Origin of the sequence: Herbaspirillum chlorophenolicum, from assembly GCF_001189955.1 — a bacterium.
Lineage (GTDB): Bacteria > Pseudomonadota > Gammaproteobacteria > Burkholderiales > Burkholderiaceae_D > Herbaspirillum > Herbaspirillum chlorophenolicum.
Window position 1 is genome coordinate 24,712 of the sequence record NZ_LFLT01000024.1, and the last position, 26,804, is coordinate 51,515.

The following is a 26,804-nucleotide window of genomic DNA, read 5'->3' on the forward strand; positions in this document are numbered from 1 at the left end:
GCCTTCCCAGGAACCTGTCCACGATCTCCACGGAGTTGGGAACAGGTTCTTATAGCGGTCCCTCATCGCGAGGCGATCATCATGGAAAAACACCCGTTGCCGTCCGCCGCCCATATCGACGACGCCCCGATAGTGCGGCTGCTGCACAAAATGCTGGCCGATGCCGTCGGCATGGGCGCGTCCGACCTGCATTTCGAACCCTTCGAGCATTTCTGCCGGGTGCGCTTTCGCATCGATGGCGTGCTGCATGAAATGGCGCAGCCGCCGCTGTCGCTCAAAGACAAGCTCTCGACCCGCATCAAGATCCTCTCGCGCCTGGACATCGCCGAGAAGCGCCTGCCGCAGGACGGCAAGATGCGGCTGGAACTGGGCGGCGGCCGCGAAGTGGATTTGCGCGTCTCGACGCTGCCGACCCAGTTCGGCGAAAAGATCGTGCTGCGTATCCTCCATGGCGGGCAAACCAGCCTGGGCATCGACCAGTTGGGTTACGAACCGCGGCAGCAACAGGCGCTGCTGCGCGCCATCGGCAAGCCGCACGGCATGGTGCTGATGACCGGGCCGACCGGTTCGGGCAAGACCGTGTCGCTGTACGCCTGCCTGCAACTGCTCAACCGCCCTGGGGTGAATATCGCCACCGCCGAAGACCCGGTCGAAATCAACCTGCCCGGCGTGAACCAGGTCGGCATCAACGAACGCGCCGGCCTGAGCTTCGCCGTCGCCTTGCGCGCTTTCCTGCGCCAGGATCCCGACGTGCTGATGGTGGGCGAGATCCGCGACCTGGAAACCGCCGACATCGCCGTCAAGGCATCGCAGACCGGCCATCTGGTCTTTTCCACCTTGCACACCAACGACGCCCCGGCCACGCTGATGCGGCTGCTCAACATGGGCGTGCCGGCCTTCAACGTGGCCTCGTCGGTCAGCCTGATCGTGGCGCAGCGCCTGGTGCGGCGGCTGTGCAGCTGCCGCGAGGAAGTGCACGCCGCTCCCGACAGCCTCAAACGCGCCGGCTTCAGCGAAGCCGATATCGAGCACTGCACCAGCCTGTTCAAACCCCGTGGCTGCGACAAATGCAACCAGAGCGGGTATCGCGGCCGCACCGGAATCTATCAGGTGATGCCGATCAGCGCGGCCATGGAGAGCCTGATCCTGAACCAGGGCAACACCCAGGACATCGCCCGCCAGGCACGCAGCGAAGGCATTGCCGACCTGCGCCGCGCCGGGCTCATGAAAACGCTGCGCGGCGAGACCAGCCTGAGGGAAGTCCTTGCCTGCACCTGACGCCTCCGCCGCCTCCCGCACCGCCTTCCATTGGCAGGGCCTGGATCGTCATGGCCGTCCGCAAAGCGGCGTACTGGCTGCCGGCGATGCCGCGCTGGCGCGCGCCCTGTTGCGCCGCCAGGGCATCCGCGTGGCGCGGATCCGTGCGGCCGATGGCCTTGCATCGATGGCGGGCGATGGTGCATCCGGGCGCAGGCCCCGATCAGCGCAAGGGCTTTCCCCCGGTGCGGCACACGGCCGTATCCCGGAAAAACAGGTCGTGCTGTTCACACGGCAACTGGCGACCATGCTGCAAGCCGGCCTGCCGTTGCTGCAGGCGCTGGATATCGCCATCCGCGGCGCCGGCGCCACGGCCATGGCAGCGCTGCTGCGCGCCATCCGCAACGACGTGTCGCAAGGTGAAAGCCTGCATGCCGCCCTGGGCCACCATCCGCGCCATTTCGATGCGCTGTTCTGCAACCTGGTGCGCGCCGCCGAAGAAGCTGGCATGCTCGATACCATGCTGGAGCGCATCGCCGGCTATCGCGAGAAGTCGCTAGCCCTGAAGGGCAAGGTGCGCTCGGCGCTGGCCTATCCCTGTGCAGTGATGCTGGTGGCGGTGGTGGTCACGCTGGTGATCATGCTGTGGGTGGTGCCGGCCTTCGAACAGATGTTCCACAATTTCGGTGCCGAACTGCCCCTGCTGACGCGCATCGTCATGCAGGTCTCGCGCCTGCTCGCCCAATGGTGGCCCTGGCTGCTGGCGGCCATCGGCATGCTGGGCGCAGCCGGCCTCCATGCCTGGCGCCGCTCGCCCGGCATGCGGGCGGCAACCCAGCGCGCCAGCCTGCGCCTGCCGGTGTTCGGCCAATTGCTGCGCAAGGCGGCCATCGCGCGCTGGAGCCGCACTTTCGGCACCCTGTTCAGCGCCGGCATTGCGCTGGTCGATGCGCTGGAAACGGTGGCTGGCGCGGCCGGCAACATTGCCTATGCCGATGCCAGCCTGGCCATTCGCGACGCCGTGCGCAACGGCGCCTCGCTACATGCGGCGATGGAACAAACCGGCGTCTTCCCCGACCTGGCGGTGCAAATGGCTGCGGTGGGCGAAGAAGCCGGCGCGCTCGACGCCATGCTGGGCAAGATCGCCGACATGAACGAACGCGAAGTCGACGACGCCGTCGCCGCGCTCACCAGCCTGATGGAACCGATTATCATGGTGGTTCTGGGCATTCTGATCGGCGGCCTGGTGATCGCGATGTACTTGCCGATCTTCCGCATGGGCTCCGTTGTATAGATCCTGTTAAAAACACGCAAATTCGCTCCGATGCCATTTCTCGACGCTTACAGCGAACCGAACAACGCCGCCATCAGCCTGATGGCGGCCCTGTTTGGCCTGATCGTGGGCAGCTTCCTGAACGTGGTGATCCATCGCGTGCCGAAGATGATGATGCGCGAAACGGCCAACTTCGTCGCCAATGAACGCGGCGAGGCTCTGCCCCATGCCGCTCGCTACGACCTGCTGCTGCCGCGTTCGGCCTGCCCTCACTGCGGCGCCGCACTGCCGGCGCACCACAATGTGCCGGTACTGAGCTGGCTGCTGCTGCGCGGCCGTTGTGGAGAATGCAAGGCGCCCATCGGCGTGCGCTACCTCGCGGTCGAACTACTGACCGCCATAGTATTCGCGCTGGCTGCCTGGCAATTCGGCGCCGGCCTGACCGGGCTGGCTGCGATGGCCTGCTGCGCCTTCCTCATCGCACTCGGCTTCATCGATGCCGAAACCATGCTGCTGCCCGACGACCTGACCCTGCCGCTGTTATGGCTGGGCCTGCTGGTCAACCTGAACCACCGCATCGTGCCCTTGCAAGATGCGGTGCTGGGCGCCGCGCTCGGCTATATCGCCTTGTGGCTGATCTTCTGGATCTTCAAACTGGCCACCGGCAAGGAAGGCCTGGGCTACGGCGACTTCAAGCTGATGGCCGCGCTCGGCGCATGGCTGGGCTGGCAGGCGCTGCCCTTCGTGCTGCTCTCGGCTTCGGCGCTGGGCGCCATCGCCGGCATCGCGCTGGTGCTGGCCAGGCGCCATGAGCGCGGACAGGCGATCCCGTTCGGCCCCTACCTGGCGATTGCAGGTATGCTGGCGCTTCTCTATGGCGGCAACTGGCTGTCCTTCGGCATTTACGATTATTAAACATGACATCCACGGCGCAGCGTTTTTCCATCGGCCTCACCGGCGGCATCGGCAGCGGCAAGACCACGGTCGCCAATATGTTCGGCGAACTGGGCGCCTCGCTGGTCGACACGGATGCCATCGCCCATCAATTGACCGCGCCCGGCGGCCTGGCCATCGCCAGCATCCGTGACCACTTCGGCGCCGCCTTCATCGACGAGCACGGCGCCATGGACCGCGCGCGCATGCGCAGCCATGTATTCGGCAATGCAACCGCCCGCCATGCGCTGGAAGCCATCCTGCACCCGCTCATCCGCAGCGAGACCGCCCGCGCCGCCGAGGCGGCAACCGGCGACTATGTCATCTTCGTCGTCCCGCTGCTGGTGGAGTCCGGCACCTGGGTGGGCCGCGCCTCGCGCATCCTGGTGGTCGATTGCGAGGAAGAAGTGCAGATCGCCCGCGTCATGCAGCGCAACGGCTTGCGGTGCGACGAGGTGGAAGCCATCATGGCCGCGCAAGCCAGCCGCCCGGCCCGCCTGGCGGTGGCCGACGACGTCATCGAGAACAATGGCGACGCCGCCGGGCTGCTGCCGCGCGTGCGCGAACTGCATGCAAGCTATCTGGAATTGGCGCGCGCCGCCTGATGCTGCGAGGGCAAAACTCTTTACATCCGGCAGCCGATCCCGCCCCTTCCTTGCCACTTGTGGCCGCGCCCATGCCCAGACGGCGCGTGCGGCCCTTCTCCATTGCGCCATGCATTTGTAATTTTCCTCTGCATGGGTCAGAATCACACACAATGCGGCTAACAGCAGTTTTCCAGCGGCCCATCATCGAATCCGGTTCAACCACTAAAGGGATCATGCTTTGATCGTCTACGAATACCCTTTCAACGAGCGTATTCGCACGCTGTTGCGACTGGAAGACCTGTACGAGAAGTTCGTCTTCTTCCTGCACCAGGAAAGCCCGCAACAGCATCACATCGCCCTTGCCACCATTTTCGAAATGCTGGAGGTAGCCGGACGCGCCGACCTCAAGTCGGACCTGCTGCAAGAACTCGAGCGCCAGAAGCAGATGCTGCTGGCCTACCAGTCCAACCCCAATGTCGAGCCGGAGATGCTCAACGCCATCCTGGCCGAGGTCGACAAGGCCAGCAGCGCGCTGGCCGCAGCCCAGGGCAAGACCGGGCAGAACATCCGCGACAACGAATGGCTAATGAGCATCCGCGGTCGCACCATCATCCCCGGCGGCGCCTGCGAATTCGACCTGCCCGCGTACTACGCCTGGCAACAGCACAGCTTCGAGCGCCGTTTCAATGACATTTCGAACTGGTTCGCGCCGCTGATCCCGCTGGCCGACGCCATCACCATCGTGCTGCGCCTGCTGCGCGAATCGGGCCACGCCGTGAAGATCAATGCCGCGGGCGGCAGCTACCAGCAAATGCTGCAGGGCAAGATCTACCAGATGCTGCGCCTGTCGCTGGACATCGAACTGGGCGCCATCCCCGAAATCTCCGCCAACAAGTACATGCTATGGGTACGCTTTACCCAGCAGGACGGCGATGAGAAACCGCGTCCCCTCGAAGGCGAAGTGCCGTTCGAACTGGCGCTGTGCGGGTTTTAAGGAGCAAGCAATGGCGACGATAGTCGATTGCCCGACCTGTGGGGCCAAGGTGGAATGGGCGGAAAAGAACAAGTACCGCCCTTTTTGTTCGGAACGCTGCAAACAGATCGACCTGGGCGCCTGGGCCGAAGAAAAGTATGCAATCCCGGCAGTGAACCTGCCGCAGGAAAACGACCAGGATACGTTGCAATAAGCGGGGGATCATTGCCGCATCGACAAAAAAGCCGCTGATTGCGGCTTTTTTATTTCTTTTGCGATGGTTCTACGTCCGTCCTCACAACGCCAGCAGAAGCATCAAGAGGATTGCCCAGCTTCGCCATACCGCACCAGGTCCAGCCACTCGATCAACGGGACGGTCGCCGGCAACAGGGGCTCCACCCCCACGCTGCCCTGCCAGGCAAAAGCCTGGCCTTCCAGGCTTTGCGGTTCGCCGCGCCAGCTGCGGCTGATATAGAAATGCAATCGCACATGGGCATGCGGATAGACATGCTCGACGCCGCACCAGCCTTCGCCGTCCAGCACCTCGATGCCCAGCTCTTCCTTGAACTCGCGCTGCAAGGCGGCGAAGATGGTTTCGCCGGGCTCGACCTTGCCGCCCGGGAATTCCCAATAACCGGCGTAGGGCTTGCCCTCCGGACGCTGGCCCAGCAGCACGTCGCCATTGGGCTGCATCAGGATGCCGACGGCGACGTCGATAGGCTTGACCGCCTCGTTCATCAGCCCTGCGCCTTTCCGGCGTAGTCGCGCGCGAATTGCCAGGCCACGCGGCCCGAGCGCGAGCTGCGCTGCAGCGCCCAACGCAGCGCATCGCCGCGCGCTTCCTCGATCTGGGCGTCGTTGCAGCCGAAGTGGCGCAGCCAGTGCGCGACGATCTCCAGGAAATCGTCCTGCTTGAACGGATAGAAAGTCACCCACAGGCCGAAACGCTCCGACAGGGAAATCTTCTCTTCCACCGTCTCGCCGGGATGCAGGTCGCCGTCATCGGTATGGGTATAGGTGCTGTTGTCGGACAGGCGTTCCGGCATCAGGTGGCGGCGATTGGAGGTGGCGTAGATCAGCACATTGTCCGACTGCGCGGCGATGCTGCCATCCAGCGCCACCTTGAGCGCCTTGTAGCCGCCCTCTCCCTCTTCGAAGGACAGGTCGTCGCAGAACACGATGAAGCGTTCCGGACGCGCCGAGACCATCTCGACGATGTCTTGCAGGTCGTGCAGGTCGTCCTTGTCGACTTCGATCAGGCGCAGGCCGCGGTCGGCGTACTGGTTCAGGCAGGCCTTGATCAGCGAGGACTTGCCGGTGCCGCGCGCGCCGGTCAACAGCACGTTGTTCGCCGGACGGCCTTCGACGAACTGTTTGGTGTTCTGGTCGATCTGCTCTTTTTGCGGGCCGATGTTATGCAGGTCCGACAACGCGATCTTCGAAATATGGCCGACCGCCTGCAAATAGCCCGGCCGCTGGCCGCTGGGGCCGCGCCAGCGGAAAGCGACGCCGGCATTCCAGTCCGGCTCCTTGGACGACGCGGGCAACAGCGATTCGACGCGCGCCAGCAAGGCTTCGGCACGCTGCAGGAATTGGTCTAACTGGGTCATGATCAATAGTCTGGGAATGATGGTTAGCGCCATTTTGACGCAAAGCGGCAAGCACCTGAGTGAATTAAATTCTTCCGAGGGCTCCGGGCATTCATGTTGCCGCCACCATCACGGTACAGCGTTCGCCACTTGTAGATTGAACGCTGTCGATCTCCATGTTTAAAGCAAAAGAATCTATTCGCACGCCTCGGGGACGTCGTGCGGGTGCTATTGAGGATGAGATGCAAGGCGCAAAACGCAGCCAGACTGGAGTCTGGCGAGGCTTTGCAACGCAGCAGATCGCCTCAATAGCGCCCGCACGACGTTCACGAGCGGTAGTCCGCGTTGATGGAAACGTAGTCATGCGACAAGTCGCAGGTCCAGATCGAGGCCTTGGCATTGCCGCGCGCCAGCTTCACGCGCACCACGATCTCGGCCTTCTTCATGACGCGCTGGCCGTCTTCCTCGCGGTAGTCGGGGTTGCGGCCGCCGTCCTTGGCGACCCAGACGTCATCCAGCCACAGGTTGATCTTCGACACGTCCAGGTCGTCCACGCCGGCGTAGCCGATGGCGGCCAGGATGCGGCCCAGGTTCGGGTCGGAGGCGAAGAAGGCGGTCTTGACCAGCGGCGAGTGGCCGATCGAGTAGGCGATCTGGCGGCATTCCTCGACGCTCTTGCCGTCTTCCACGGCCACTTCGATGAACTTGGTGGCGCCTTCGCCGTCGCGCACGATCTGGTGCGCCAGGTTCTGCGACAGTTCGGTGACGGCCGCGGCCAGTTGCTTGTACTCGGCGCTGTCGGCGCTGGTGATGTCCAGCTCGCCGGCGCCGGTGGCGATCAGCATGAAGGAGTCGTTGGTCGAGGTGTCGCCATCGATGGTGATGCAGTTGAACGAATGGTCGGCGGCATCCTTGACCAGTTGGTTCAGGAGCGCCTGCGGAACCTTCGCATCGAAAGCCAGGAAGCCCAGCATGGTCGCCATGTTGGGCTTGATCATGCCGGCGCCCTTGCTGATGCCGGTCATTACGACCTGCTTGCCGCCGATAGTGACCGTACGCGATGCCGCCTTGGGCTGGGTGTCGGTGGTCATGATGGATTCGGCGGCGTTGAACCAGTTGTCGGCCTTCAGGTTGCCGATGGCCTGCGGCAAGCCGGCGGTGATGCGGTCGACCGGCAGCGGCTCCAGGATCACGCCGGTCGAGAACGGCAGGATCTGCGACGGCGCGCAGCCCAGCAGCTTGGCCAGGGCGTCACAGGTAGCGTTGGCACGCTTCAGGCCCTCTTCGCCGGTGCCGGCGTTGGCATTGCCGGTGTTGATCACCAGTGCACGGATCGGCGCGCCGTCCTTGACTTGTTCGAGGTGGGTCTTGCAGACCTGCACCGGCGCCGCGCAGAAGCGGTTCTTGGTGAACACCCCGGCGACCGTGGCCGTGGGCGCCAGCTTCAGCACCAGCAAGTCTTTACGGTTGGCCTTGCGCACGCCCGCCTCGGCATGGCCGAGTTCGATGCCGGCGACGGCTTTCAGGTCGGAAGAGACGGGAATCGGGGAATTGACGGCCATGGCGTGCTTTCAGCGAAAAATTCGGAACGCGTATTTTAAACACTTTCACCGGCGGACCGATGACAGCGGCATGAAATCAGCCTGGCTGTGGCGCCAGGCCGTCCTCGATGATCTCGGCCGTCATGCGCGCCCATTGTGCGTACTGGCCGAGGCCGGGATGGAACTTGTCGATCGCCATCTCATGCGGCAGCGCCCATTGCAGTGAACAATAACGCAACATCGGCTCCCGCGCGATCCAGGCCCGCAGCGCATGGTCGAGCTTGCGCGCGTAGCGGCCAAGGTACCAGCGCAGCGGCTGCGGCGCAGCCGGCAGGTTGTGCAGTGGCGGCAACCCGGCAAACACGATGTGTTCGACTCCGGCCTGCGCCATCAGGCGTTCCACCAGCAGCCTGAGGTTGGCGATATAACGCTGCGGCGGCATCTGCGAGGTGACGTCGTTGGTACCCAGCGCCACCACCAGCACGGCGGCCGGGCCGATCTCATGCTGCGCCAGCAAGTCCAGCGCTTCCAGCGAGTTGACGCCGCTCTTGGCCACCAGTTGCCATTGCACCGTGCGCCCGCTGCGCTGCGCCAGATGGCGCGCCAGCGGCAAGGCCAGCGCGCGTTCCTGGCGGTCGACGCCGACACCGGCAGCCGATGAATCGCCTACCACCAGCAGCCTAAGCGGCTCGGCCGGCGCTGCCGGCGGCATGTCAGGCGCCTCCATTCCGGTGCGCGGGCCTTCGGCTTCAGGCAGGCGCAGCGCGGTCTTGCGCAGCCATTTGGCCTGGGCCAGCAACACAGGCCCGAGCAGGATCTTCGCGAAGGTCAGCAAGCGCCTCTCCTCATGGCAACAGGTTCTTCACCACTGCCAGCCACGGCCGCTGGGAAATCGGGACCGCACGGCCCTGCGCATCCACCGGGATCAGCGATTCCGATACCGAATTGAACACGTTGCCGCCGATCACGCCGGCCCAGCCTTCATCCGCGTGCACCTCCACCACCATGTCGCAATGTCCCGCCAGGCCGGGCTGGATCTCGTCGAGCGTGGTCGCCGTGTTGTTGCCGCGCGGCGCACAGAGCAAGTCGCCCGGCGCAACAGGCTCGCTGGCGGCCGGGCGCAGCACGAACTGCGGCGACGGAAGCGACTCGCGCTGCTTGAGGAAGCTCAGGTAGTTGAAATGGGTTTCGCTGGGTGCGAAATCCTGCGGCGCCACATTGGAGCTGACCATCAGCCAGGAAATGAAGGCGGCCGACCAGGCTTGCTGGCAATCGGCGCCGGTATAGTTCCTGCCGACCGCATGCCAGTATTCGGCAACGCGCTGCACCGCCTCGCCCTCATCTTCCAGCAAACCCAGGCGCGGCGCACTGAAGGGCTCGTGACGCATGTCGATCTGCTGGTTGCCGAAGAAATCCCATTCGGCCTTGGCCGCGTCCACCAGCGCGGCGCGCGTGGGTGGCGCGGTGCTGATCGCCACGGCCGGCACCGCAGTCACAGCCGGTTCAACCTGTGCCGGACGTACCGGCACATAGCCAGGATCGGCCGCGCCCTTCCATGTCGGCATCGGACTGGAGGCACAGCCGGCCAACAGCCCGGCGGCAAGGATCGCGGGCGATATCAGGGAAAGCTTGGCGGTTTGCATTTTGTTGTTCTCCCACAAACGAAGTCGAAAAAAAACCGTTCACCACATCGATGGTGAACGGCTTCTTTTTAAGAACCTGTTCGGGATCTCGGCGGGAGTTGGGCAAATGTCATTTCAGGATGGGCTGCAAGGCGCAAAACGCAGCCGGGCCGGTTGGCCCGGCGAGGCTTTGCAACGCCGCAGACCGCCTGAAAGGGCATTTGGACAACCCCGACGAGATTCCGAACAGGTTCTAAGGCCAGCGCGGCTGGATCAGGCCAGCTTGCCGTGGCACTGCTTGTACTTCTTGCCGCTGCCGCAAGGGCAAGGATCGTTGCGGCCGACCTTGGGCAGATCGGCGCCGTCCTGCGGTTCGCTGGCTGCGGTCGGCGCCAGCAATTCTTCCGGCGCGGCATTGGCGTCGAAGTCGGCATGCTGGTAATGCACGTTCTCCAGCGCCACGCCTTCGGCCAGGCTCTCCTCGGCAGCCTCGATCTCTTCGCGGCTCTGGATGCGCACCGTCATCACGACCTTGATCACTTCGTTCTTGATCAGATCCAGCATCTGGGCGAACAGTTCGAAGGCTTCGCGCTTGTACTCCTGCTTCGGGTTCTTCTGCGCGTAGCCGCGCAGGTGGATGCCCTGGCGCAGGTGGTCCAGCGCGGCCAGGTGTTCGCGCCAGTGGTTGTCGATGCTCTGCAGCATGACGCTGCGCTCGAAGCCGGCGAAGGCTTCGGCGCTGACCACGGCGACCTTGGCGTCGTAGGTATCACGGGCGGCCTTGAGCACGCGTTCCAGCAAGTCCTCGTCCGACAGGTCGGGTTCGGCCTCCAGGATGGCGTCGAGCGGCACGTCGAGCTGCCATTCGTTCTTCAGCACGGCTTGCAGGCCGGGAATGTCCCACTGCTCTTCCATCGACTCGGCCGGCACGTATTGGCGGAACAGGTCGGTGAACACGCCTTCGCGCAGCGAGGCGATCATCTCGCCCATTTCGGCCGACTCCAGCAGTTCGTTGCGTTGCTGGTAGATCACCTTGCGTTGGTCGTTGGCGACGTCGTCGTATTCGAGCAGTTGCTTGCGGATGTCGAAGTTGCGCGCTTCAACCTTGCGCTGGGCCGACTCGATCGAACGCGTGACGATACCCGCTTCGATCGGCTCGCCTTCCGGCATCTTCAGGCGCTCCATGATGGCGCGCACGCGGTCGCCGGCGAAGATGCGCAAGAGCGCGTCGTCCAGCGACAGGTAGAAGCGCGAGGAGCCCGGGTCGCCCTGGCGCGCCGAACGGCCGCGCAACTGGTTGTCGACGCGGCGCGACTCGTGGCGCTCGGTGCCGATGATGTGCAGGCCGCCGGCGTTGACCACGTGGTCGTGCAGCGACTGCCATTCGTCGCTCAGTTGCTTGGCGCGGGCCGCCTTGTCGGCGTCCGACAGTGCAGCATCGGCTTCGATCAGCTGGATCTGCTTGCCCACATTGCCGCCCAGCACGATGTCGGTGCCGCGGCCGGCCATGTTGGTGGCGATGGTGATCATCTTGGGACGGCCGGCCTGGGCCACGATCTCCGCTTCACGCGCGTGCTGCTTGGCGTTCAACACGTTGTGCGGCAGCTTGGCCTTGTTCAGGATGCCCGACAGCAGCTCGGAATTCTCGATCGAGGTGGTACCCACCAGCACCGGCTGGCCGCGTTCGTAGCAATCCTGGATGTCCTTCAGCATCGCCATGTACTTCTCTTGCGCGGTCTTGTAGACCTGGTCCTGGCGGTCCTTGCGCGCATTCGGGCGGTTGGGCGGGATCACCACGGTTTCCAGGTGGTAGATCTCCTGGAATTCGTAGGCTTCGGTGTCGGCCGTACCGGTCATGCCGGACAGCTTGGCGTACATGCGGAAGTAGTTCTGGAAGGTGATCGAGGCCAGGGTCTGGTTCTCGTTCTGGATCTTCACGCCTTCCTTCGCTTCGACAGCCTGGTGCAGGCCGTCGGACCAGCGGCGGCCTGTCATCAGGCGGCCGGTGAATTCGTCGACGATGGTGACTTCGCCGTTCTGCACCACGTAATGCTGATCCTTGTGATACAGCGTGTGTGCACGCAAGGCGGCGTACAAGTGGTGGATCAGCGTGATATTGGCGGCGTCGTACAGCGAAGCGCCGGCCGGCAGCAGGCCCATCTGGGTCAGGATCTCTTCGGCCTTGTCGTGGCCGGCCTCGGTCAGCAGCACCTGGTGGCTCTTTTCGTCCTTGGTGTAGTCGCCCGGGACTTCGACCTTGCCCTTGCCGTCCGGCGTCTCTTCGCCGATCTGCAGGGTCAGCAGCGGCGGCACCGCATTGATCTTGTGGTACAGCTCGGTGTGGTTCTCGGCCTGGCCGGAGATGATCAGCGGGGTACGCGCTTCGTCGATCAGGATCGAGTCGACTTCATCGACGATGGCGAAATTCAGGCTGCGCTGCACGCGGTCGTCGGCGTCGAACACCATGTTGTCGCGCAGATAGTCGAAACCGAACTCGTTGTTGGTGCCGTAGGTGATGTCGGAGGCGTAGGCCTGCTGCTTGACGTCGTGTTCCATCTGCGACAGGTTCACGCCGGTGGAGAGGCCGAGCCAGCCGTACAGGAGACCCATGTCGTCGGCGTCGCGCTGTGCCAGGTAATCGTTGACGGTCACCACGTGCACGCCCTTGCCGCCCAGCGCATTCAGGTAGGCCGGGAGGGTCGCCATCAGGGTCTTGCCCTCGCCGGTGCGCATTTCAGCGATCTTGCCGAAGTGCAGCGCCATGCCGCCCATCAGCTGGACGTCGAAGTGGCGCATCTTGAGTACGCGGCGGCTGGCCTCGCGGCAAACCGCAAAGGCTTCCGGCAGGATGGCGTCGAGCGTCTCGCCGTTGGCGATGCGTTGCTTGAATTCGGGCGTCTTGGCTTGAAGTTCGGCATCCGTCAGCTTCTCGACCGACGGTTCCAGCGCATTAATCTGGCGGACGATTTTTTGATATTGTTTGAGCAACCGCTGGTTACGGCTACCGAAAATCTTGGTCAGTAATGACATGCTTGGATTCTATAAAAGCGCCGATGAAAGATCCGGCAGGCAGACGTTTGGCACCCGGCCGAAAGAACGCCCAATAATAAACCGTGGATTTTAGCACGCAGGCCCCATGGCGATGGCTTTCCCGGGCCATCAACCGGCTGCATCGCCTGTAGATCGGGCCCGATTGCAAAGATTCAATAGAAAAACCCGCCAACGGGCGGGTTTTGCAGGCAGCCGGACGGCCATCGGGGCGCAAATCGGGCCGGATTCAGCGGCCCGCGACGAATACCGGCATCTGCTTGGGCTGGTTGCCGCCGGTCGCGCCCAGCGCCAGGAACTTGCGCGGGTCCTGGGCGATGCCGCGGATACGCACCTCGAAATGCAGGTGGGCCCCGGTCGAGCGGCCGGTCGAGCCGACATCGGCCACATGCTGGCCGCGCTTGACGATGTCGCCGACCTTCACGTACAGCTGGGAGGCATGGGCATAGCGCGTGATGATGTTGTTGCCGTGATCGATCTCCAGCATGTTGCCGAACTGATAATGATACTCGGAGGCAATCACCACGCCGGCCGCCGCCGCCACGATCCTGGTGCCGACCGGTGCAGGAAAGTCCAGGCCTTCATGGAAAGCGTTATGGCCGGTGAAAGGATCCAGGCGCCAGCCGAAGCTCGACGAGTTGTAGGCCACATTGACCGGCTGATTGGTTGGCAGCAGGCGCGACTTGATCTTGTCGCTCATCAGCGTCGATTCGACCGCATTGAGGTAGTCGGTGCGGTGGCCGGCATCGACCACCAGCGCATCCAGCATCCGGCGCAGCTCATCCATGCCGACATCACGGCCCGCGCCGGCGATGCTGGAAATCTCGGCGCCGCCGCGGCCGGGCAATTCCTTGAAATTGAATTCCTCAGGGCGGATGCCGGCCAGGCCCTGCACCCGCTCGCCCAGCGCGTCCAGGCGCATCATCTGGGCCTGCATCTCGCCGACCTTGACGGCCATCATGGCCAGGTTTTCCTTGAGGTATTTTTCCTTGCGGTCGTCTTCCTGCTGGTTCATCGATATGGCCAGCTTGTGGAACATGGGCGAGGCATCGGCGTCGGACGCATGGCGCAGCAAGAGATAGGAGCCCAGTACCGAGCAACCGGCGATCACGCCCATCAGCAGGACCAGCATGATGAACAGGTGTTTCGACCCCAGCGTGACGGAACGGGCCCTGGTGAAACGGGGGTGCAGCAGGATAATTTGCATCTTTGCTCCTTGGACTCCGGCCGGCTAACAACCGGATGTGATAAGGTTTAAAGATGAAGTATCCATCTACATTCACCCCTTATCGGCCAAGCCTCTCGAGCGCCCAACGCATGGCGAAGAGCACGAAAGACGCTTCAGATTTCTTGCGGTCGAATTCGGCAATGGCGGCACTGCTGCCAGCCCTCACGCGCATGAATGCGCTGCAAAAGGCATGTGCCGCCACCCTGCCCACGATGTTTGCCGCGTGCGAGATATTGAATTTCGAAGCAGGTGTACTGGTGATGACCGCGCCCAACGCAGCATTGGCGGCCCGGCTCAAACAGCAGCTCCCCACGCTGCAAGACCGCTTGCAAAAGGACGGATGGCAGGTTAATTCAATCCGTATCAAAGTGCAAGTTGGCAGGATCGCCCCGCCGCCCGCGCCCAAGCGGGTCATCGAACTGACTGATAACGCACTGTCTTCCTTCGCCGAACTCAGCAATTCACTGTCCAACGACCCGCGCAGCCAAGGGCTAAAGGATGCCATCGACGCCATGGTACGCCGCCGAAAGGCACGTGCATAGGAGAAACAAGGAAGGGAAAGCGGGGTTATTTCCAGTTAAAACCCCTGCCCGGCGCTTTTTCTTGTAAAAAATTTACGCCTTGCAAGAAGTGCCTCGAAGCCTCCGGCGGCCCCGAGATGCCGCCCATGCAGGCGGCGCAACCCCACAACATCAGTTCAGCGCCCACTCCTGCCGGGCCTGCATCACATAGGTCTGCGGCGCATCTTCCAGCGAATCGAAGGTCACCACTTCATAGGCGTCGGGGTGCTTCAGCAGCTCGCGCAGCAACTGGTTGTTCAGGCCGTGGCCCGATTTGTGGGCATCGTAGCTGGCCAGGAGCGGATGGCCGATGAGATAGAGGTCGCCGATGGCGTCCAGGATCTTGTGGCGCACAAATTCATTGTCATAACGCAAACCATCGGCGTTGAGGATGCGGTATTCATCCATCACGATCGCGTTCTCGAACGAGCCGCCACGGGCCAGGCCCATGCCGCGCAGGGTTTCAACGTCCTGCATAAAGCCGAAGGTACGTGCGCGGGCGATTTCTTTCACATAGGAATCGATGCCGAAATCGACCTCGGCCACCTGGCCGGTGCCGTCCACCGCAGGGTGGTTGAATTCGATGAAGAATTTCAGGCGGAAACCGTCGTAGGGTTCGAGGCGCGCCCACTTCTCCTTGTCGCCCGTGCCTTCGCGCACTTCGACAGGCTTCTTCACACGGATGAATTTCTTGGCCGCGTTCTGTTCCTGCAAGCCGGCCTGCTGCAGCAGGAACACGAAAGAGGAGGCCGAACCGTCCATGATCGGGATTTCTTCCGCGGTCAGGTCGATATAGAGGTTGTCGATACCCAGGCCGGCGCAGGCCGACAGCAAATGTTCGACGGTGGACACCTTGGCGCCGTCCCTGGTCAGGGTAGACGCCATGCGCGTATCGCCCACCCCGGTTGCGCTCATCGGCAGCTCGACCACCGGATCGAGGTCGATGCGGCGGAAGATGATACCGGTATCCGGTGCGGCCGGACGCAGGGTCAGCTCGACCTTGGTGCCCGAGTGGAGTCCGACGCCGACGGTCTGGACCAGATTCTTGATTGTGCGCTGTTTCAACATCCCGTCATTATAGCCAAGGCTATGGCGCCAAGGCCGCAGGGTGTTGCAAATCCGGATCAGCGGGAAATGACTTGTTTGCTAGCCGGCAAGATCCTGTCGTTCCTGCTTTCACAGGAACGACACGTCACCTTGATGCTTGCTTACAGTTGGCCCAGCAGGGTTTCGGCGTTGGACACCTCGAACTTGCCCGGCGCTTCCAGGTTCAGTTGCTTGACCACGCCGTCGTCGATCAGCATCGAGTAGCGCTGCGAACGGATGCCCATGCCCTTTTCGGTCAGGTCGAACACCATGCCCAGCGCCTTGGTAAAGATGGCGCTGCCGTCGCCCAGCATGCGCACGATGCCGGTAGCCTTTTGCTCGCGGCCCCACGCGCCCATGACGAAGGGATCGTTGACCGACAGGCACCAGATTTCGTCGACGCCTTTGGCCTTGAACTGCGCGGCGTGGGCGATATAGCCCGGCACATGCTTGGCCGAACAGGTCGGGGTGAATGCGCCGGGCAGCGCGAACAGCGCGATCTTCTTGCCCTTGACCAGGTCCGACACCTTGAAGGTGTTGGGGCCGAGCGAACAGCCTTCGGTTTCGGTTTCGATGAATTCAGCCAGGTTGCCTTCGGGCAGGCGGTCGCCGATCTTGATGGTCATGATGTTTCCTTGTCTGGTTGTAAGTCTGAATGGCCCGTGCGGGCGAAAAAACGCCGCGCTCGGGGCGCGGCGTTAGTATGCCTTGTTACCGGCCGGGCTGCTCAAAATCGGACAGCCCGGCCAGGCAAGTCAATCGACGATCAGTCCGCCTGCTTACGCAGGAAAGCCGGAATGTCGTAGGTTTCCATGCCGTTCTTCTCCAGCGCGCGCACGGTGTCGGAAGCCGACTCGCGGCGCCAGACTGCCGGCGCCTTCAGGCCGCCGAACGTTGCCGCAGGTTGCGCGGCGCCTTGCATCATGCCGGTGGCAGCCATCATCGGCTCGTTGTGGGTACCGGTACGCATCACCGGGGTCTGCACCAGTTGCACCGTCTTGCGTGCACGGCCCAGGCCGGTCGCCACCACGGTCACGCGGATCTCGTCGCCCATCGTGTCGTCATAGGCAATGCCCTGGGCGATCGATGCGTCGGGGGCGGCGAAAGCGCGCACGGTCGCCATCACTTCCTTGATTTCCTTACCCTTCAGGCTACGGCTTGCGGTCACGTTGACCAGCACGCCGCGTGCACCCGACAGGTCGATGCCGTCCAGCAGCGGCGACGCCACTGCCTGCTCGGCCGCCACGCGCGCACGGTCGACGCCGGAAGCGGTCGCGGTGCCCATCATGGCCTTGCCCTGCTCGCCCATGATGGTCTTGACGTCGTTGAAGTCGACGTTGATGTGGCCTGGCACATTGATGATTTCGGCAATGCCTGCCACCGCGTTGTTCAGCACGTCGTCGGCGTGGGACAGCCATTCGATCATGCTGTCGTCTTCGTAGATCTCTTCCAGCTTTTCATTGAGGATGATGATCAGCGAATCGACGTGCTGGGACAGCTCTTCCAGGCCGGCGTCGGCGATGTCCATGCACTTCTGGCCTTCGTACGAGAACGGCTTGGAGACCACCGCCACCGTCAGCGCGCCCTGCTGCTTGGCCACCTGCGCCACCACAGGAGCAGCACCGGTGCCGGTGCCGCCGCCCATGCCGGCCGCGATGAAGACCATGTGCGCACCGCGCAGCGCATCTTCGATGCGCGAACGGGTGTCTTCGGCCAAACGACGGCCGACGTCCGGCTGCATGCCGGCGCCCAGGCCGGTTTCACCGATCTGGATCACGTTGTGCGCCTTGGATTGCTTGAGCGCTTGCGCATCGGTGTTGGCCGCGATGAACTCGACACCCGACACCCCCTTGTTGATCATATGCTGCACAGCGTTGCCGCCGGCGCCGCCGACGCCGACGACCTTGATGATCGTACCGAGCGTCGCATTGTCGACCATATCGATTTCCATGATGACTCCTTTAAATATATGTGTCTGCAGCTGGCAGTTGATAGGCATCACGCGGTGTGACGACTAGCAACTGAAAACTGCACGTCCGTCCAAAATCCAAAACCAAAATACTGATGCTGCAATGTTTGTTTCCAACTCCTGCTACTGCGATGAAGACCTAAACTCCCTGAACCGTACTGCCGTTGACTTTGCTGTCAAAACTCATTTGCCGCCAAACCTTTTACATCCTGAATCACCTTGGAAAAGCCGCCTCAGAAATTACCGAGGAACCACTCCTTCATGCGCTGCCAAACCGCTTTCACCGAACCCTCCTGACGCGTCACGATGTAGCCGCGCAGGTACTGCTTCTTGGCCTCCTGCAGCAGGCCCAGCACGGTCGAATAGCGCGGGCTGCGCACCACGTCGGCCAGTTGGCCGCTGTACTCCGGCGTGCCCAGGCGCGCCGGTTTCAGGAAAATGTCTTCGGCCAGCTCGGTCATGCCCGGCATCATCGCCGAACCGCCGGTGAGCACGATGCCCGAGGACAGCACTTCTTCGTAGCCCGACTCGCGCACCACCTGGTGCACCAGCGCAAACAGCTCTTCCACCCGTGGTTCGATGACCGCCGCCAGTGCCTGGTGCGACAGCGTGCGCGGATTGCGGTCGCCCAGGCCGGGCACTTCCAGCGTATTGGTCGGATCGACCAGGATTTGCTTGGCCACGCCGTAGCGCAGTTTGATTTCTTCGGCTTCCAGCGTCGGCGTGCGCAGCGCCATCGCGATGTCGTTGGTGATCTGGTCGCCGGCGATCGGGATCACGGCGGTATGGCGGATTGCGCCTTCGGTAAATACCGCCACGTCGGTAGTGCCGCCGCCGATGTCGACCAGCACCACGCCCAGCTCGCGCTCGTCGGTAGTCAGCACGGCATCGGCAGAGGCCATCGGCTGCAGGATCAGGTCCGACACTTCCAGGCCGCAGCGGCGCACGCACTTGACGATGTTCTGCACTGCCGAGACCGCGCCGGTCACGATGTGCACCTTCACCTCGAGGCGAATGCCGCTCATGCCGATCGGCTCGCGCACGTCTTCCTGGTTGTCGACGATGAACTCCTGCGGCACCGTGTGCAGCAGTTGCTGATCGGTCGGGATGTTGACGGCCTTGGCGGTTTCGATCACGCGCGAAACGTCGGCCGCCGTCACTTCCTTGTCCTTGATCGCCACCATGCCGCTCGAATTGAAGCTGCGGATGTGGCTGCCGGCGATGCCGGTATAAACGTTTCTGATCTTGCAGTCGGCCATTAGTTCGGCCTCTTCGAGCGCGCGCTGGATCGACTCGACCGTGGCTTCGATATTGACGACCACGCCCTTCTTCAGTCCCTTGGATTCGGACTGGCCCAGGCCGATCACCTCATGCCGGCCATCGGCCAGCACCTCGGCCACCACCGCCACCACTTTCGAGGTGCCGATGTCGAGGCCGACGATCAAGTTCTTTGCGTCTTTTGTCATATCGTTCCGCTTATTTTTTCTTTCCGTTCAATCCCGCCAGCACCATTCCATCCGCCTTGAGCGCCATCCCGTTGGGATAGCGCATGTCGACGCTTTCGATCTTGCCTTGCAACCGTTCCATCAACTGCGGGTACACCGCCACCAGCCGGTCGATGCGTTCCTTCAGTACCGCCTCACCCTGGTCCCGGCCCAGTTCTACCGTCATGCCGTTGTCCATCCGCACCGTCCACGCATAGCGGTTGGACAGGCGCAATGCCTCAGGTTCCAGCTTGATCGGCGCAAACCACTGGCGGAACTGCGCCAGCCGCGCCACCACTTGCTTCTCGCTGCCGTCCGGCCCTTCAAATTCCATCAAGTCGCCGTCATCCTCGGCTTCCGCCAAGTTGGCGGTAAATACATCGCCCTTCTGCGACAGCAACTTGCCATCTTCACCCCAGGTACCCAGGGCCTTGTGTTCCTCGATCTTCACCACCAGCCGGTCCGGCCATTCGCGCCGGACCATCGCGCGGCGCACCCAGGGCACCGCCTCGAACGCCGCGCGCACCGCCGACAGGTCGGTGGTGAAGAAGTTGCCGTGTATCCTCGGCACCGCCGTGGCGCGCACCGTCAACGCATTCACCTTCTCCAGCGGCAACTCACTGGCGCTCTCGATGCGGATGGTATGCAGCGTAAACATCGGCCGCTGCGCCACCCACCACAGGCCCGATGCCACCAGGGCCAGCACCACCAGCGCCAGCAGCGCGCTGCTGGCCGCATTGAGCATCTTGACGTCTTGCCACATTACCGCGCGTACTCCACCATCACGACTGGTCCGCCTGCGGCGTCCAGTCCTTGGAAGGCGTCATGTCGAGCGCCGCCAGCTGCAAAATCTCGCAGCACAAATCCTCATAGCTCAAGCCGACCGCCTTGGCCGCCATCGGCACCAGCGAATGGCCGGTCATGCCCGGCGAGGTGTTGATCTCCAGCAGGTACGGCTCGGTCTGGCCATCTTTCTCGCGCAGCATGAAGTCGACCCGGCTCCAGCCGCGGCAACCCAGCGCATGGAAAGCCTGCACCGCCAACTCCTGCAGGCGATGGGTCAGCGCTTCGTCCAACGGCGCCGGGCACAGGTACTTGGTGTCGTCGGTGAAGTACTTGTGCTGGTAGTCGTAATTGCCGTCCGGCGCGCGGATTTCGATCACCGGCAGGGCGCGCGCATTGCGGCCGGTGCCGATCACGGGCACCGTCAGCTCGCGGCCGCGGATGAACTCCTCGGCCAGCACCACTTCATCGTATCTGGCGCACATCTCGAAACCCGACTGCATGTCGGAATAGCCGTTCACCTTGGCGATACCGATGGTCGAGCCCTCATGCGGCGCCTTCAGCATCAGCGGCAAACCCAGCTCATCGGGCACGGTGCGCAACACTTCGCGCGGCGTGTTCTTGTCCAGCACGGCGAAGCGCGGCGTCGGCAAACCATGCCCCAGCCAGATGCGCTTGGTCATCACCTTGTCCATGGCAATCGATGACGCCATGACGCCGGGGCCGGTATAAGGCAAGCCGATCTGTTCCAGCGCCCCCTGGATCGTGCCGTCCTCGCCATAGCGGCCGTGCAGCGCGATGAAGACGCGGTCGAACTTCTCCGCCTCCAGCTCGCCCAGACTGCGTTCGGCCGGATCGAACGGATGCGCGTCCACGCCCTTGCTGCGCAGCGCCTGCAGCACGCCGCTGCCGGACATCTTCGACACTTCGCGCTCGGCCGAACGGCCGCCGAACAGTACGCCGACGCGGCCGAAACTCTTGATGGTCGCCTGGTCGATCATGCGCTTGCCTCACTCTTTTCAGTTGCCGCCGCCATCAGGCGGCCGGGTACTGCGGAAATCGAACCGGCGCCCATGGTCATCACCACGTCGCCATCGCGCACCACGTTCCTGATGGTGTCCGGCATGTCGGCAATGTCATCGACGAATACCGGTTCGACCTTGCCGGCTGCGCGCAGCGCATGCGCCAGCGAACGTCCGTCGGCCGCCACGATGGGCGCTTCACCGGCCGAATAGACCTCGGCCAAGACCAGCACATCGGACTGCGACAGCACCTTGACGAAATCCTCGAACAGGTCGCGCGTGCGGGTGTAGCGGTGCGGCTGGAACGCCAGCACCAGCCGGCGGCCGGGATACGCGCCGCGTGCGGCGGCGATGGTGGCGGCAGTCTCGACCGGGTGGTGGCCGTAATCGTCGACCAGTGTGAAATGGCCGGCCGGCTTGCCCTGGGCATCGAACAGCGGTACCTCGCCGTAGCGGGTGAAGCGGCGCCCGACGCCGTTGAATTCGGTCAGCGCCTTTTGCGTGGCGGCGTCGTCGACATCCAGCTCGCGCGCGATGGCGATGGCCGCGCAGGCGTTCTGCACGTTGTGCATGCCAGGCTGGTTCAGGCTCACCTGCATCGGCGCATAGCCATCCTGGAGCACCGTGAACACCATCTTGCCGTCGACGGCCTGGGCATCGATGGCGCGCACGTCGGCATCTTCATGGAAGCCGTAAGTGACGATGGGCTTGGACACCATCGGCATGATCTCGCGCACGTGCGGGTCATCCAGGCACAGCACCGCCACACCGTAGAACGGCAGGCGCTGGGTGAACTCGACGAAAGCCTGCTTCAGGCGCGCGAAGTCATGGTTGTAGGTCTCCATGTGGTCGGCGTCGATGTTGGTGATCACCTCGATCACCGGCGTCAGGTTCAGGAAGGAGGCATCCGACTCATCGGCCTCGGCCACGATGAATTCGCCGGTACCCAGCTTGGCATTGGCGCCGGCCGAAGTCAGGCGGCCGCCGATGACGAAGGTCGGGTCCAGCCCGCCTTGCGCCAGCACGCTGGCCACCAGCGAAGTAGTGGTGGTCTTGCCGTGGGTGCCGGCGATGGCGATGCCCTTCTTCAGGCGCATCAGTTCGCCCAGCATCACCGCGCGCGGCACGATGGGGATATGTTTCTTGCGCGCCGCCAGCACTTCCGGGTTGTCGCCCTTGACGGCGGTGGAAGTGACGATGGCGTCGGCGCCGTCGATGTTTTCGGCCGCGTGGCCGTAGCGGATGCACGCACCCAGTTGCGCCAGGCGCTGGGTCGCGGCATTGCTGCCCAGATCGGAACCGGACACGCCGTAGCCCAGATTGAGCATGACTTCGGCAATGCCGCTCATCCCTGAGCCGCCGATGCCTACAAAGTGAATATTCTTGACGCGATGCTTCATGGTGTTACCAGCCCTTCCAGCACGCGCGCGATCGCCTCGTTGGCATCGCGCCGGCCTTGTTCGTACGCCGCCTGCGCCATTTCATGGCATGCAGCGCGGTCCAGTTTCTGCAGCAAACCCGCCAGCGCTTCGGCCGTGAGTTCGCGTTGCGGCAGGTGTATCGCCGCCTTGTGTTGCGCCATCCATCTGGCGTTGTCGATCTGGTGCGAGGTGGTCGACACCGCCAGCGGCACCAGCACGCTCGCCACACCCGCCGCCGTCAGCTCCGATACGGTGATGGCGCCGGCACGGCAGATCACGAGGTCGGCCTCGGCATAGCGGCGCGGCATGTCGTCGATGAAATCGACCACTTCGGCCTGCACGCCCGCCTTGTCGTAAGCGGCGCGCAAGGCCTCGATATGCTGCTTGCCGGACTGGTGCGTCACCGACGGACGCTGCTCCGGCGGCAACTTGGCCAGCGCCGCAGGGACGTTGTCGTTCAACACCTTGGCCCCCAGGCTGCCACCCACCACCAGGATCTTCAGCGGGCCGCTGTGGCTGGCGTAACGCTCGGCCGGCAGCGGCAACGCAATGATTTCCTTGCGCACCGGGTTGCCGGTGACCTCAGCCTTGCCGGCGGCACGGCCAAAATCGGCCGGGAAGCCGAACAGCACGCGGTCGGCCAGCGGCGTGAGGGTCTTGTTCGACAGCAGCAGCGCCGCATCGGCATTGACCAGCACCAGCGGCTTGCCGCGCAGGCGTGCCATGGCGCCGCCCGGCACCGTCACATAACCGCCCATGCCCAGTACCACGTCCGGACGGCGGCGGCCGAGAATGGCGAAGCAGCTGAAGAAGCTGGCCGCCATGCGCCACACGCCCTTGACCGTATGCATCAATCCCTTGCCGCGCAGGCCGGCGAACACGATGGTGTCCATCTCGACGCCGTGGCGCGGCACCAGGTCGCGCTCCATGCCGTGCGAAGTGCCCAGCCAGCTCACCTGCCAGCCGCGCGCGCGCATGGTGTCGGCGATCGCCAGGCCGGGGAAGATATGGCCGCCGGTGCCGGCCGCCATGATCAGCAGTTTGCGGGGCGTACTCATAAGCGCCCTCCCCGCATCAGCACACGGTTCTCGTAATCGATGCGCAACAGGATCGCGAGACCCACGCAGTTCAGCAGCACGCCCGAACCGCCATAGCTCATCAGCGGCAATGTCAGGCCCTTGGTCGGCAGCAGGCCCAGGTTCACGCCCATGTTGATGAAGGCCTGCACGCCCAGCCAGATGCCGATGCCCTTGGCCACCAGGCCGGCGAACGTCAGGTCCAGCGCGATGGCCTGGCGGCCGATCTCGAAGGCGTGCTTGACCAGCCAGTAGAACAGCAGCACCACCACCAGCACGCCGACGAAACCCAGCTCCTCGCCGATCACCGCCAGCAGGAAGTCGGTATGCGCTTCGGGCAGGTAGTGCAATTTCTCCACGCTGCTGCCCAGGCCCACGCCGAACAGCTCGCCGCGGCCGAAGGCGATCAGCGAGTGCGACAGCTGGTAAGCCTTGCCCAGCGCGTTTTCTTCTTCCCACGGATTGAGGTAAGCGAAGATACGCTCGCGCCGCCACGGCGACATCACGATCACCAGGGTAAACAAGCCGCCCAGCAAGGCGCTGATGCCGCCGAACCAAATGCCGTTGATGCCGCCCAGGAACAGGATGCCCATGGCGATGCAGACGATCACGCCGAACGCGCCCAGGTCGGGCTCCAGCAGCAGCAGCAGGCCGACGAAACCGACGGCCGCGGCCATCGGCACGAAGCCCTTGACCAGCTTGTGCATCACCGCTTGCTTGCGCACCGTGTAGTCGGCTGCGTACAGCACGATGAACAGCTTCATCAGTTCGGATGGCTGCAGGTTGATGATCTTCAGCGACAGCCAGCGCTTGGCGCCGTTGACGCCCTTGCCCACGCCCGGCACCAGCACCAGCACCAGCAGGATCAAGGTACCGGCGAACAGGTAAGGCGCCCATTTCTGCCAGGTCTCGATGCGCACGCGGAACGCCAGCGCGCCGGCAACCAGCGAGATCACGATGAAGATCGCCTGGCGCAGCAGGAAGTGGTAATTCGAATAGGCGGCGTACTTGGGTGAATCGGGCAGCGCCACCGACGCCGAATACACCATCACCATGCCGAACAGCATCAGGAGCAGCACCACCCAGATCAGCGGCTGGTCGTACTCCATCATGCGCGAGCGCTGCTCGAAGCCGACACTGCCGCTGCGGCTGCCCGCGCCGCCTTTGAGGCGACCGGCAGCGGCCGGCGCAGCTTCTTTCACGCTGCCCAGCAATTCACGCAGTGATGACAGTCCGAACTTCATGCGATCACCTCGCCGCGCGACAGCGCCAATTCACGCACCGAGTCCACGAAAACTTCGGCCCGATGCGCGTAGTTGCGGAACATGTCGAGGCTGGCGCAAGCCGGCGAGAGCAGGACGATTTCACCCGCGCGCGCCATGTCGCCCGCCTTCTGCACGGCCTCTTCCAGGGTCGCGCAATCGATCAATTCAACGCCGGTATCGGCCAGCGCCGCGCGCACGGCCGGGCCGTCGCGCCCGATCAGGAACACGGCACGGCCGTATTTCTCCACCGGCAGCGCCAGCGGCGAAAAATCCTGGCCCTTGCCGTCGCCGCCGGCGATCAGCAGGATGCGGTTGGGACGGCCGCCCAGACCAAGCCCGTTCAACGCCGCCACCGTGGCGCCGACGTTGGTGCCCTTGCTGTCGTCGTAATACTCGACCTCCTGCACCACTGCCACCAGTTCCACGCGATGCGGTTCGCCGGTGTAGTCGCGCAAGCCGTGCAACAGCGGCGCCATCGGCAAGTCGATGGCACGGCATAAGGCCAAAGCCGCCAGCGCATTCATCGCATTGTGCGCACCGCGGATCTTGAGCGCATCGGCCGGCATCAGGCGCTTGAGCGTCACCGGTGGCGGCACCAGCTCCTTCTGCTTGCGCCGCCGCTTGCCTTCCGGCTGCTCGTCGTCTTCATGCACGAAAGCATTGGCCAGCCACAGCATGCCGTTGTCGTTGATCAGCCCGAAGCTGTCCGGCGTGGACGGCTCGTCCAGCCCGAACGAGGAGACCGGTGCGGTGGCCGACGCCATCTGCATCACTGCCGCATCGTCGCGGTTGAGCACGCGCACGGTGCGTTCGCCGAAGATGCGCGCCTTGTCGCCGGCATAGGCTTGCATGCTGCCGTGCCAGTCGAGGTGGTCTTGCGTGACGTTGAGCACGGTAGCGGCATCGGCCTGCAGGCTATGCGTGGTATGCAGCTGGAAGCTGGACAACTCCAGCACCCAGGCCTGCGGCATCGAGCCGCGGTAGGTCGGTTCCGGCGGCGGGGGCGGCGGCACGTCGGCCAGCGCATGTTCTTCGGCCGTGCGCGAGACCGCCATGAAATCGTCCAGGTTCATCGCCTCGACCTCATTGCCCGCAGCATCGGCTTGCAAGCCGGCGTCTGCGGATTTTTCGTCATTGGCGGCTTCGGACGACAGATGCTCGACGCCTTCGCTGATTTCGGTGGCGACCGTGGCCTGTTCTTCGTGCAGCGCGTGTACGGCGGCAGGTTCAGATTCGACCGCTTGCTCGCCCTGCGGCAGCGTGTCCAATTGCATGTCGTTGGCGGCCGGCGACTCCGCTTCCGGGGCCGGCACTGCGATCGCCGCATCGCCCTCGATGCGTGCCTCGGCCTTCTTGCGCTGGGCAACCTCCGCGGCTTCCTGTGCGGCCAGTTCGGCCTGCCGCGCAGCTTCCGCCTCGGCTTCAGCGGCCGCCTGGGCAGCGTCGATGGCATCCTGCACGGCCAGTTCGGCCAGGAATACCTTGTCCTTGATCACCGCTTCGCGCAGCACGTCCAGCGCGGCCGGGCTGATGTTGCCCGCCACCCGCACCGACAGGCCGGCACGCTGGCACAGCATGCCGGTCAGGCTGGTCACGGTGGTCTTGCCATTGGTGCCGGTCACGGCCAGCACCTTGGGCTTGTAGAGGGTTTCTTCGCGCAAGGCGGCCAGCGCCTGGGCGAACAGCTCGATCTCGCCCCACAGCGGCAAGCCGCGCTCGGCAATGGCCGGCATCAGCGGTGCCAGCTCGCCGTTCGGCGCCAGGCCTGGGCTGACGGCGACGAAATCCACGCCTTCCAGCAATTCGGGCGACAACGGGCGACCCAGCACGGCTTCGGCCTCCGGCGCATCGGCACGCAGGGCGGCCAGGCGCTCGGCCAGTGCCGCCTCGCCGCGCGTGTCGGCCACGCGCACGCCGGCGCCGCAGTAGACCAGCCACCGCGCCATTGCCAGGCCGGACTCGCCGAGTCCGAGCACCAGTACGTGTTTGCCCGAGTAATTCATTCTTCTTTCCAGCTCACTTCCAATTCGATCAACTGCCAAGGGCGCCGCCTTGCATCGCTTGCGAGGGGCGCCGTGTTCTCCATC

Annotated in this window: 24 protein-coding genes; 7 read left to right on the forward strand and 17 right to left on the reverse strand. The window is 63.8% G+C overall.

Features of this window, described 5'->3' with window-relative positions:
• Positions 1 to 81 precede the first annotated feature (81 nt).
• From AKL28_RS15025 to yacG, 6 genes are all read left to right on the forward strand, one after another.
• On the forward strand, positions 82 to 1,278 hold the full coding sequence (locus AKL28_RS15025) for an ATPase, T2SS/T4P/T4SS family (protein ID WP_050468980.1): 1,197 nt from the start codon (positions 82 to 84) through the stop codon (positions 1,276 to 1,278).
• The gene (locus AKL28_RS15030) at positions 1,265 to 2,551 is read left to right on the forward strand and encodes a type II secretion system F family protein (RefSeq protein ID WP_050468981.1); all 1,287 of its coding nucleotides are present in this window, start codon (positions 1,265 to 1,267) and stop codon (positions 2,549 to 2,551) included. The genes AKL28_RS15025 and AKL28_RS15030 overlap by 14 nt, the downstream gene beginning before the upstream one ends.
• 30 nt (positions 2,552 to 2,581) lie before the next feature.
• Entirely contained in the window at positions 2,582 to 3,445 is an 864-nt protein-coding gene (locus AKL28_RS15035; RefSeq protein ID WP_050468982.1) for a prepilin peptidase, read from the forward strand.
• Positions 3,446 to 3,447: 2 nt separating this feature from the next.
• Positions 3,448 to 4,068: a dephospho-CoA kinase gene (gene coaE / locus AKL28_RS15040; protein ID WP_050468983.1), complete on the forward strand. Its 621-nt coding sequence runs from the start codon at positions 3,448 to 3,450 to the stop codon at positions 4,066 to 4,068.
• Between the two features lie 220 nt (positions 4,069 to 4,288).
• Positions 4,289 to 5,044 (forward strand): cell division protein ZapD, encoded by a 756-nt coding sequence (gene zapD, locus AKL28_RS15045; RefSeq protein ID WP_050468984.1) that lies wholly within the window; start codon positions 4,289 to 4,291, stop codon positions 5,042 to 5,044.
• A gap of 10 nt (positions 5,045 to 5,054) precedes the next feature.
• The gene (gene yacG / locus AKL28_RS15050) at positions 5,055 to 5,237 is read left to right on the forward strand and encodes a DNA gyrase inhibitor YacG (protein WP_050468985.1); all 183 of its coding nucleotides are present in this window, start codon (positions 5,055 to 5,057) and stop codon (positions 5,235 to 5,237) included.
• 101 nt (positions 5,238 to 5,338) lie between these two features.
• Here the strand turns inward: yacG and mutT are convergent, their stop codons facing one another.
• From mutT to AKL28_RS15085, 7 genes are all read right to left on the reverse strand, one after another.
• Complete coding sequence (gene mutT / locus AKL28_RS15055; protein ID WP_050468986.1) at positions 5,339 to 5,761, reverse strand: 8-oxo-dGTP diphosphatase MutT; 423 nt, start codon at positions 5,759 to 5,761, stop codon at positions 5,339 to 5,341.
• A complete protein-coding gene (locus tag AKL28_RS15060) occupies positions 5,761 to 6,633 on the reverse strand; it encodes an ATP-binding protein (protein WP_050468987.1) in 873 nt (290 codons plus the stop codon). Before AKL28_RS15060 ends, mutT begins: the two co-directional genes overlap by 1 nt.
• A gap of 305 nt (positions 6,634 to 6,938) precedes the next feature.
• Positions 6,939 to 8,174 carry a bifunctional glutamate N-acetyltransferase/amino-acid acetyltransferase ArgJ gene (gene argJ / locus AKL28_RS15065; RefSeq protein ID WP_050468988.1) on the reverse strand — a complete coding sequence of 412 codons (1,236 nt, stop codon included), beginning with the start codon at positions 8,172 to 8,174 and terminating at the stop codon, positions 6,939 to 6,941.
• Between the two features lie 76 nt (positions 8,175 to 8,250).
• On the reverse strand, positions 8,251 to 8,988 hold the full coding sequence (locus AKL28_RS15070) for an SGNH/GDSL hydrolase family protein (protein ID WP_050468989.1): 738 nt from the start codon (positions 8,986 to 8,988) through the stop codon (positions 8,251 to 8,253).
• Between the two features lie 10 nt (positions 8,989 to 8,998).
• Positions 8,999 to 9,796 carry a DUF2272 domain-containing protein gene (locus AKL28_RS15075; RefSeq protein ID WP_050468990.1) on the reverse strand — a complete coding sequence of 266 codons (798 nt, stop codon included), beginning with the start codon at positions 9,794 to 9,796 and terminating at the stop codon, positions 8,999 to 9,001.
• A gap of 252 nt (positions 9,797 to 10,048) precedes the next feature.
• Positions 10,049 to 12,805 carry a preprotein translocase subunit SecA gene (gene secA, locus AKL28_RS15080; RefSeq protein WP_050468991.1) on the reverse strand — a complete coding sequence of 919 codons (2,757 nt, stop codon included), beginning with the start codon at positions 12,803 to 12,805 and terminating at the stop codon, positions 10,049 to 10,051.
• Between the two features lie 247 nt (positions 12,806 to 13,052).
• Positions 13,053 to 14,030: a M23 family metallopeptidase gene (locus AKL28_RS15085; RefSeq protein ID WP_050468992.1), complete on the reverse strand. Its 978-nt coding sequence runs from the start codon at positions 14,028 to 14,030 to the stop codon at positions 13,053 to 13,055.
• Between the two features lie 53 nt (positions 14,031 to 14,083).
• Here AKL28_RS15085 and AKL28_RS15090 point away from each other — a divergent pair, with 53 nt between their 5' ends.
• Positions 14,084 to 14,593, forward strand: coding sequence for a DciA family protein (locus AKL28_RS15090; protein ID WP_050468993.1), 510 nt, complete (start codon positions 14,084 to 14,086; stop codon positions 14,591 to 14,593).
• 150 nt (positions 14,594 to 14,743) lie between these two features.
• On the opposite strand, the gene lpxC is transcribed toward AKL28_RS15090, so the two are convergent.
• The 10 genes from lpxC to murD all read right to left on the reverse strand — a co-directional run bounded on the left by lpxC (position 14,744) and on the right by murD (position 26,720).
• Positions 14,744 to 15,679, reverse strand: coding sequence for a UDP-3-O-acyl-N-acetylglucosamine deacetylase (gene lpxC, locus AKL28_RS15095; protein WP_050468994.1), 936 nt, complete (start codon positions 15,677 to 15,679; stop codon positions 14,744 to 14,746).
• A 140-nt stretch (positions 15,680 to 15,819) separates the two neighbouring features.
• Entirely contained in the window at positions 15,820 to 16,323 is a 504-nt protein-coding gene (locus AKL28_RS15100; protein ID WP_050468995.1) for a peroxiredoxin, read from the reverse strand.
• Positions 16,324 to 16,463: 140 nt separating this feature from the next.
• On the reverse strand, positions 16,464 to 17,648 hold the full coding sequence (ftsZ, locus tag AKL28_RS15105; RefSeq protein WP_050468996.1) for a cell division protein FtsZ: 1,185 nt from the start codon (positions 17,646 to 17,648) through the stop codon (positions 16,464 to 16,466).
• Between the two features lie 251 nt (positions 17,649 to 17,899).
• Positions 17,900 to 19,132, reverse strand: a complete 1,233-nt coding sequence (ftsA, locus tag AKL28_RS15110; RefSeq protein WP_050468997.1) for a cell division protein FtsA — start codon at positions 19,130 to 19,132, stop codon at positions 17,900 to 17,902.
• A gap of 10 nt (positions 19,133 to 19,142) precedes the next feature.
• A complete protein-coding gene (locus AKL28_RS15115; RefSeq protein ID WP_050468998.1) occupies positions 19,143 to 19,913 on the reverse strand; it encodes a cell division protein FtsQ/DivIB in 771 nt (256 codons plus the stop codon).
• Between the two features lie 19 nt (positions 19,914 to 19,932).
• Positions 19,933 to 20,934 (reverse strand): D-alanine--D-alanine ligase, encoded by a 1,002-nt coding sequence (locus AKL28_RS15120; protein WP_050468999.1) that lies wholly within the window; start codon positions 20,932 to 20,934, stop codon positions 19,933 to 19,935.
• On the reverse strand, positions 20,931 to 22,355 hold the full coding sequence (murC, locus tag AKL28_RS15125; protein WP_050469000.1) for a UDP-N-acetylmuramate--L-alanine ligase: 1,425 nt from the start codon (positions 22,353 to 22,355) through the stop codon (positions 20,931 to 20,933). Before murC ends, AKL28_RS15120 begins: the two co-directional genes overlap by 4 nt.
• On the reverse strand, positions 22,352 to 23,434 hold the full coding sequence (murG, locus tag AKL28_RS15130) for an undecaprenyldiphospho-muramoylpentapeptide beta-N-acetylglucosaminyltransferase (protein ID WP_050469001.1): 1,083 nt from the start codon (positions 23,432 to 23,434) through the stop codon (positions 22,352 to 22,354). Before murG ends, murC begins: the two co-directional genes overlap by 4 nt.
• Entirely contained in the window at positions 23,431 to 24,696 is a 1,266-nt protein-coding gene (gene ftsW, locus AKL28_RS15135; RefSeq protein WP_050469002.1) for a putative lipid II flippase FtsW, read from the reverse strand. Before ftsW ends, murG begins: the two co-directional genes overlap by 4 nt.
• Complete coding sequence (gene murD, locus AKL28_RS15140) at positions 24,693 to 26,720, reverse strand: UDP-N-acetylmuramoyl-L-alanine--D-glutamate ligase (RefSeq protein WP_050469003.1); 2,028 nt, start codon at positions 26,718 to 26,720, stop codon at positions 24,693 to 24,695. Before murD ends, ftsW begins: the two co-directional genes overlap by 4 nt.
• Positions 26,721 to 26,804: the final 84 nt, after the last annotated feature.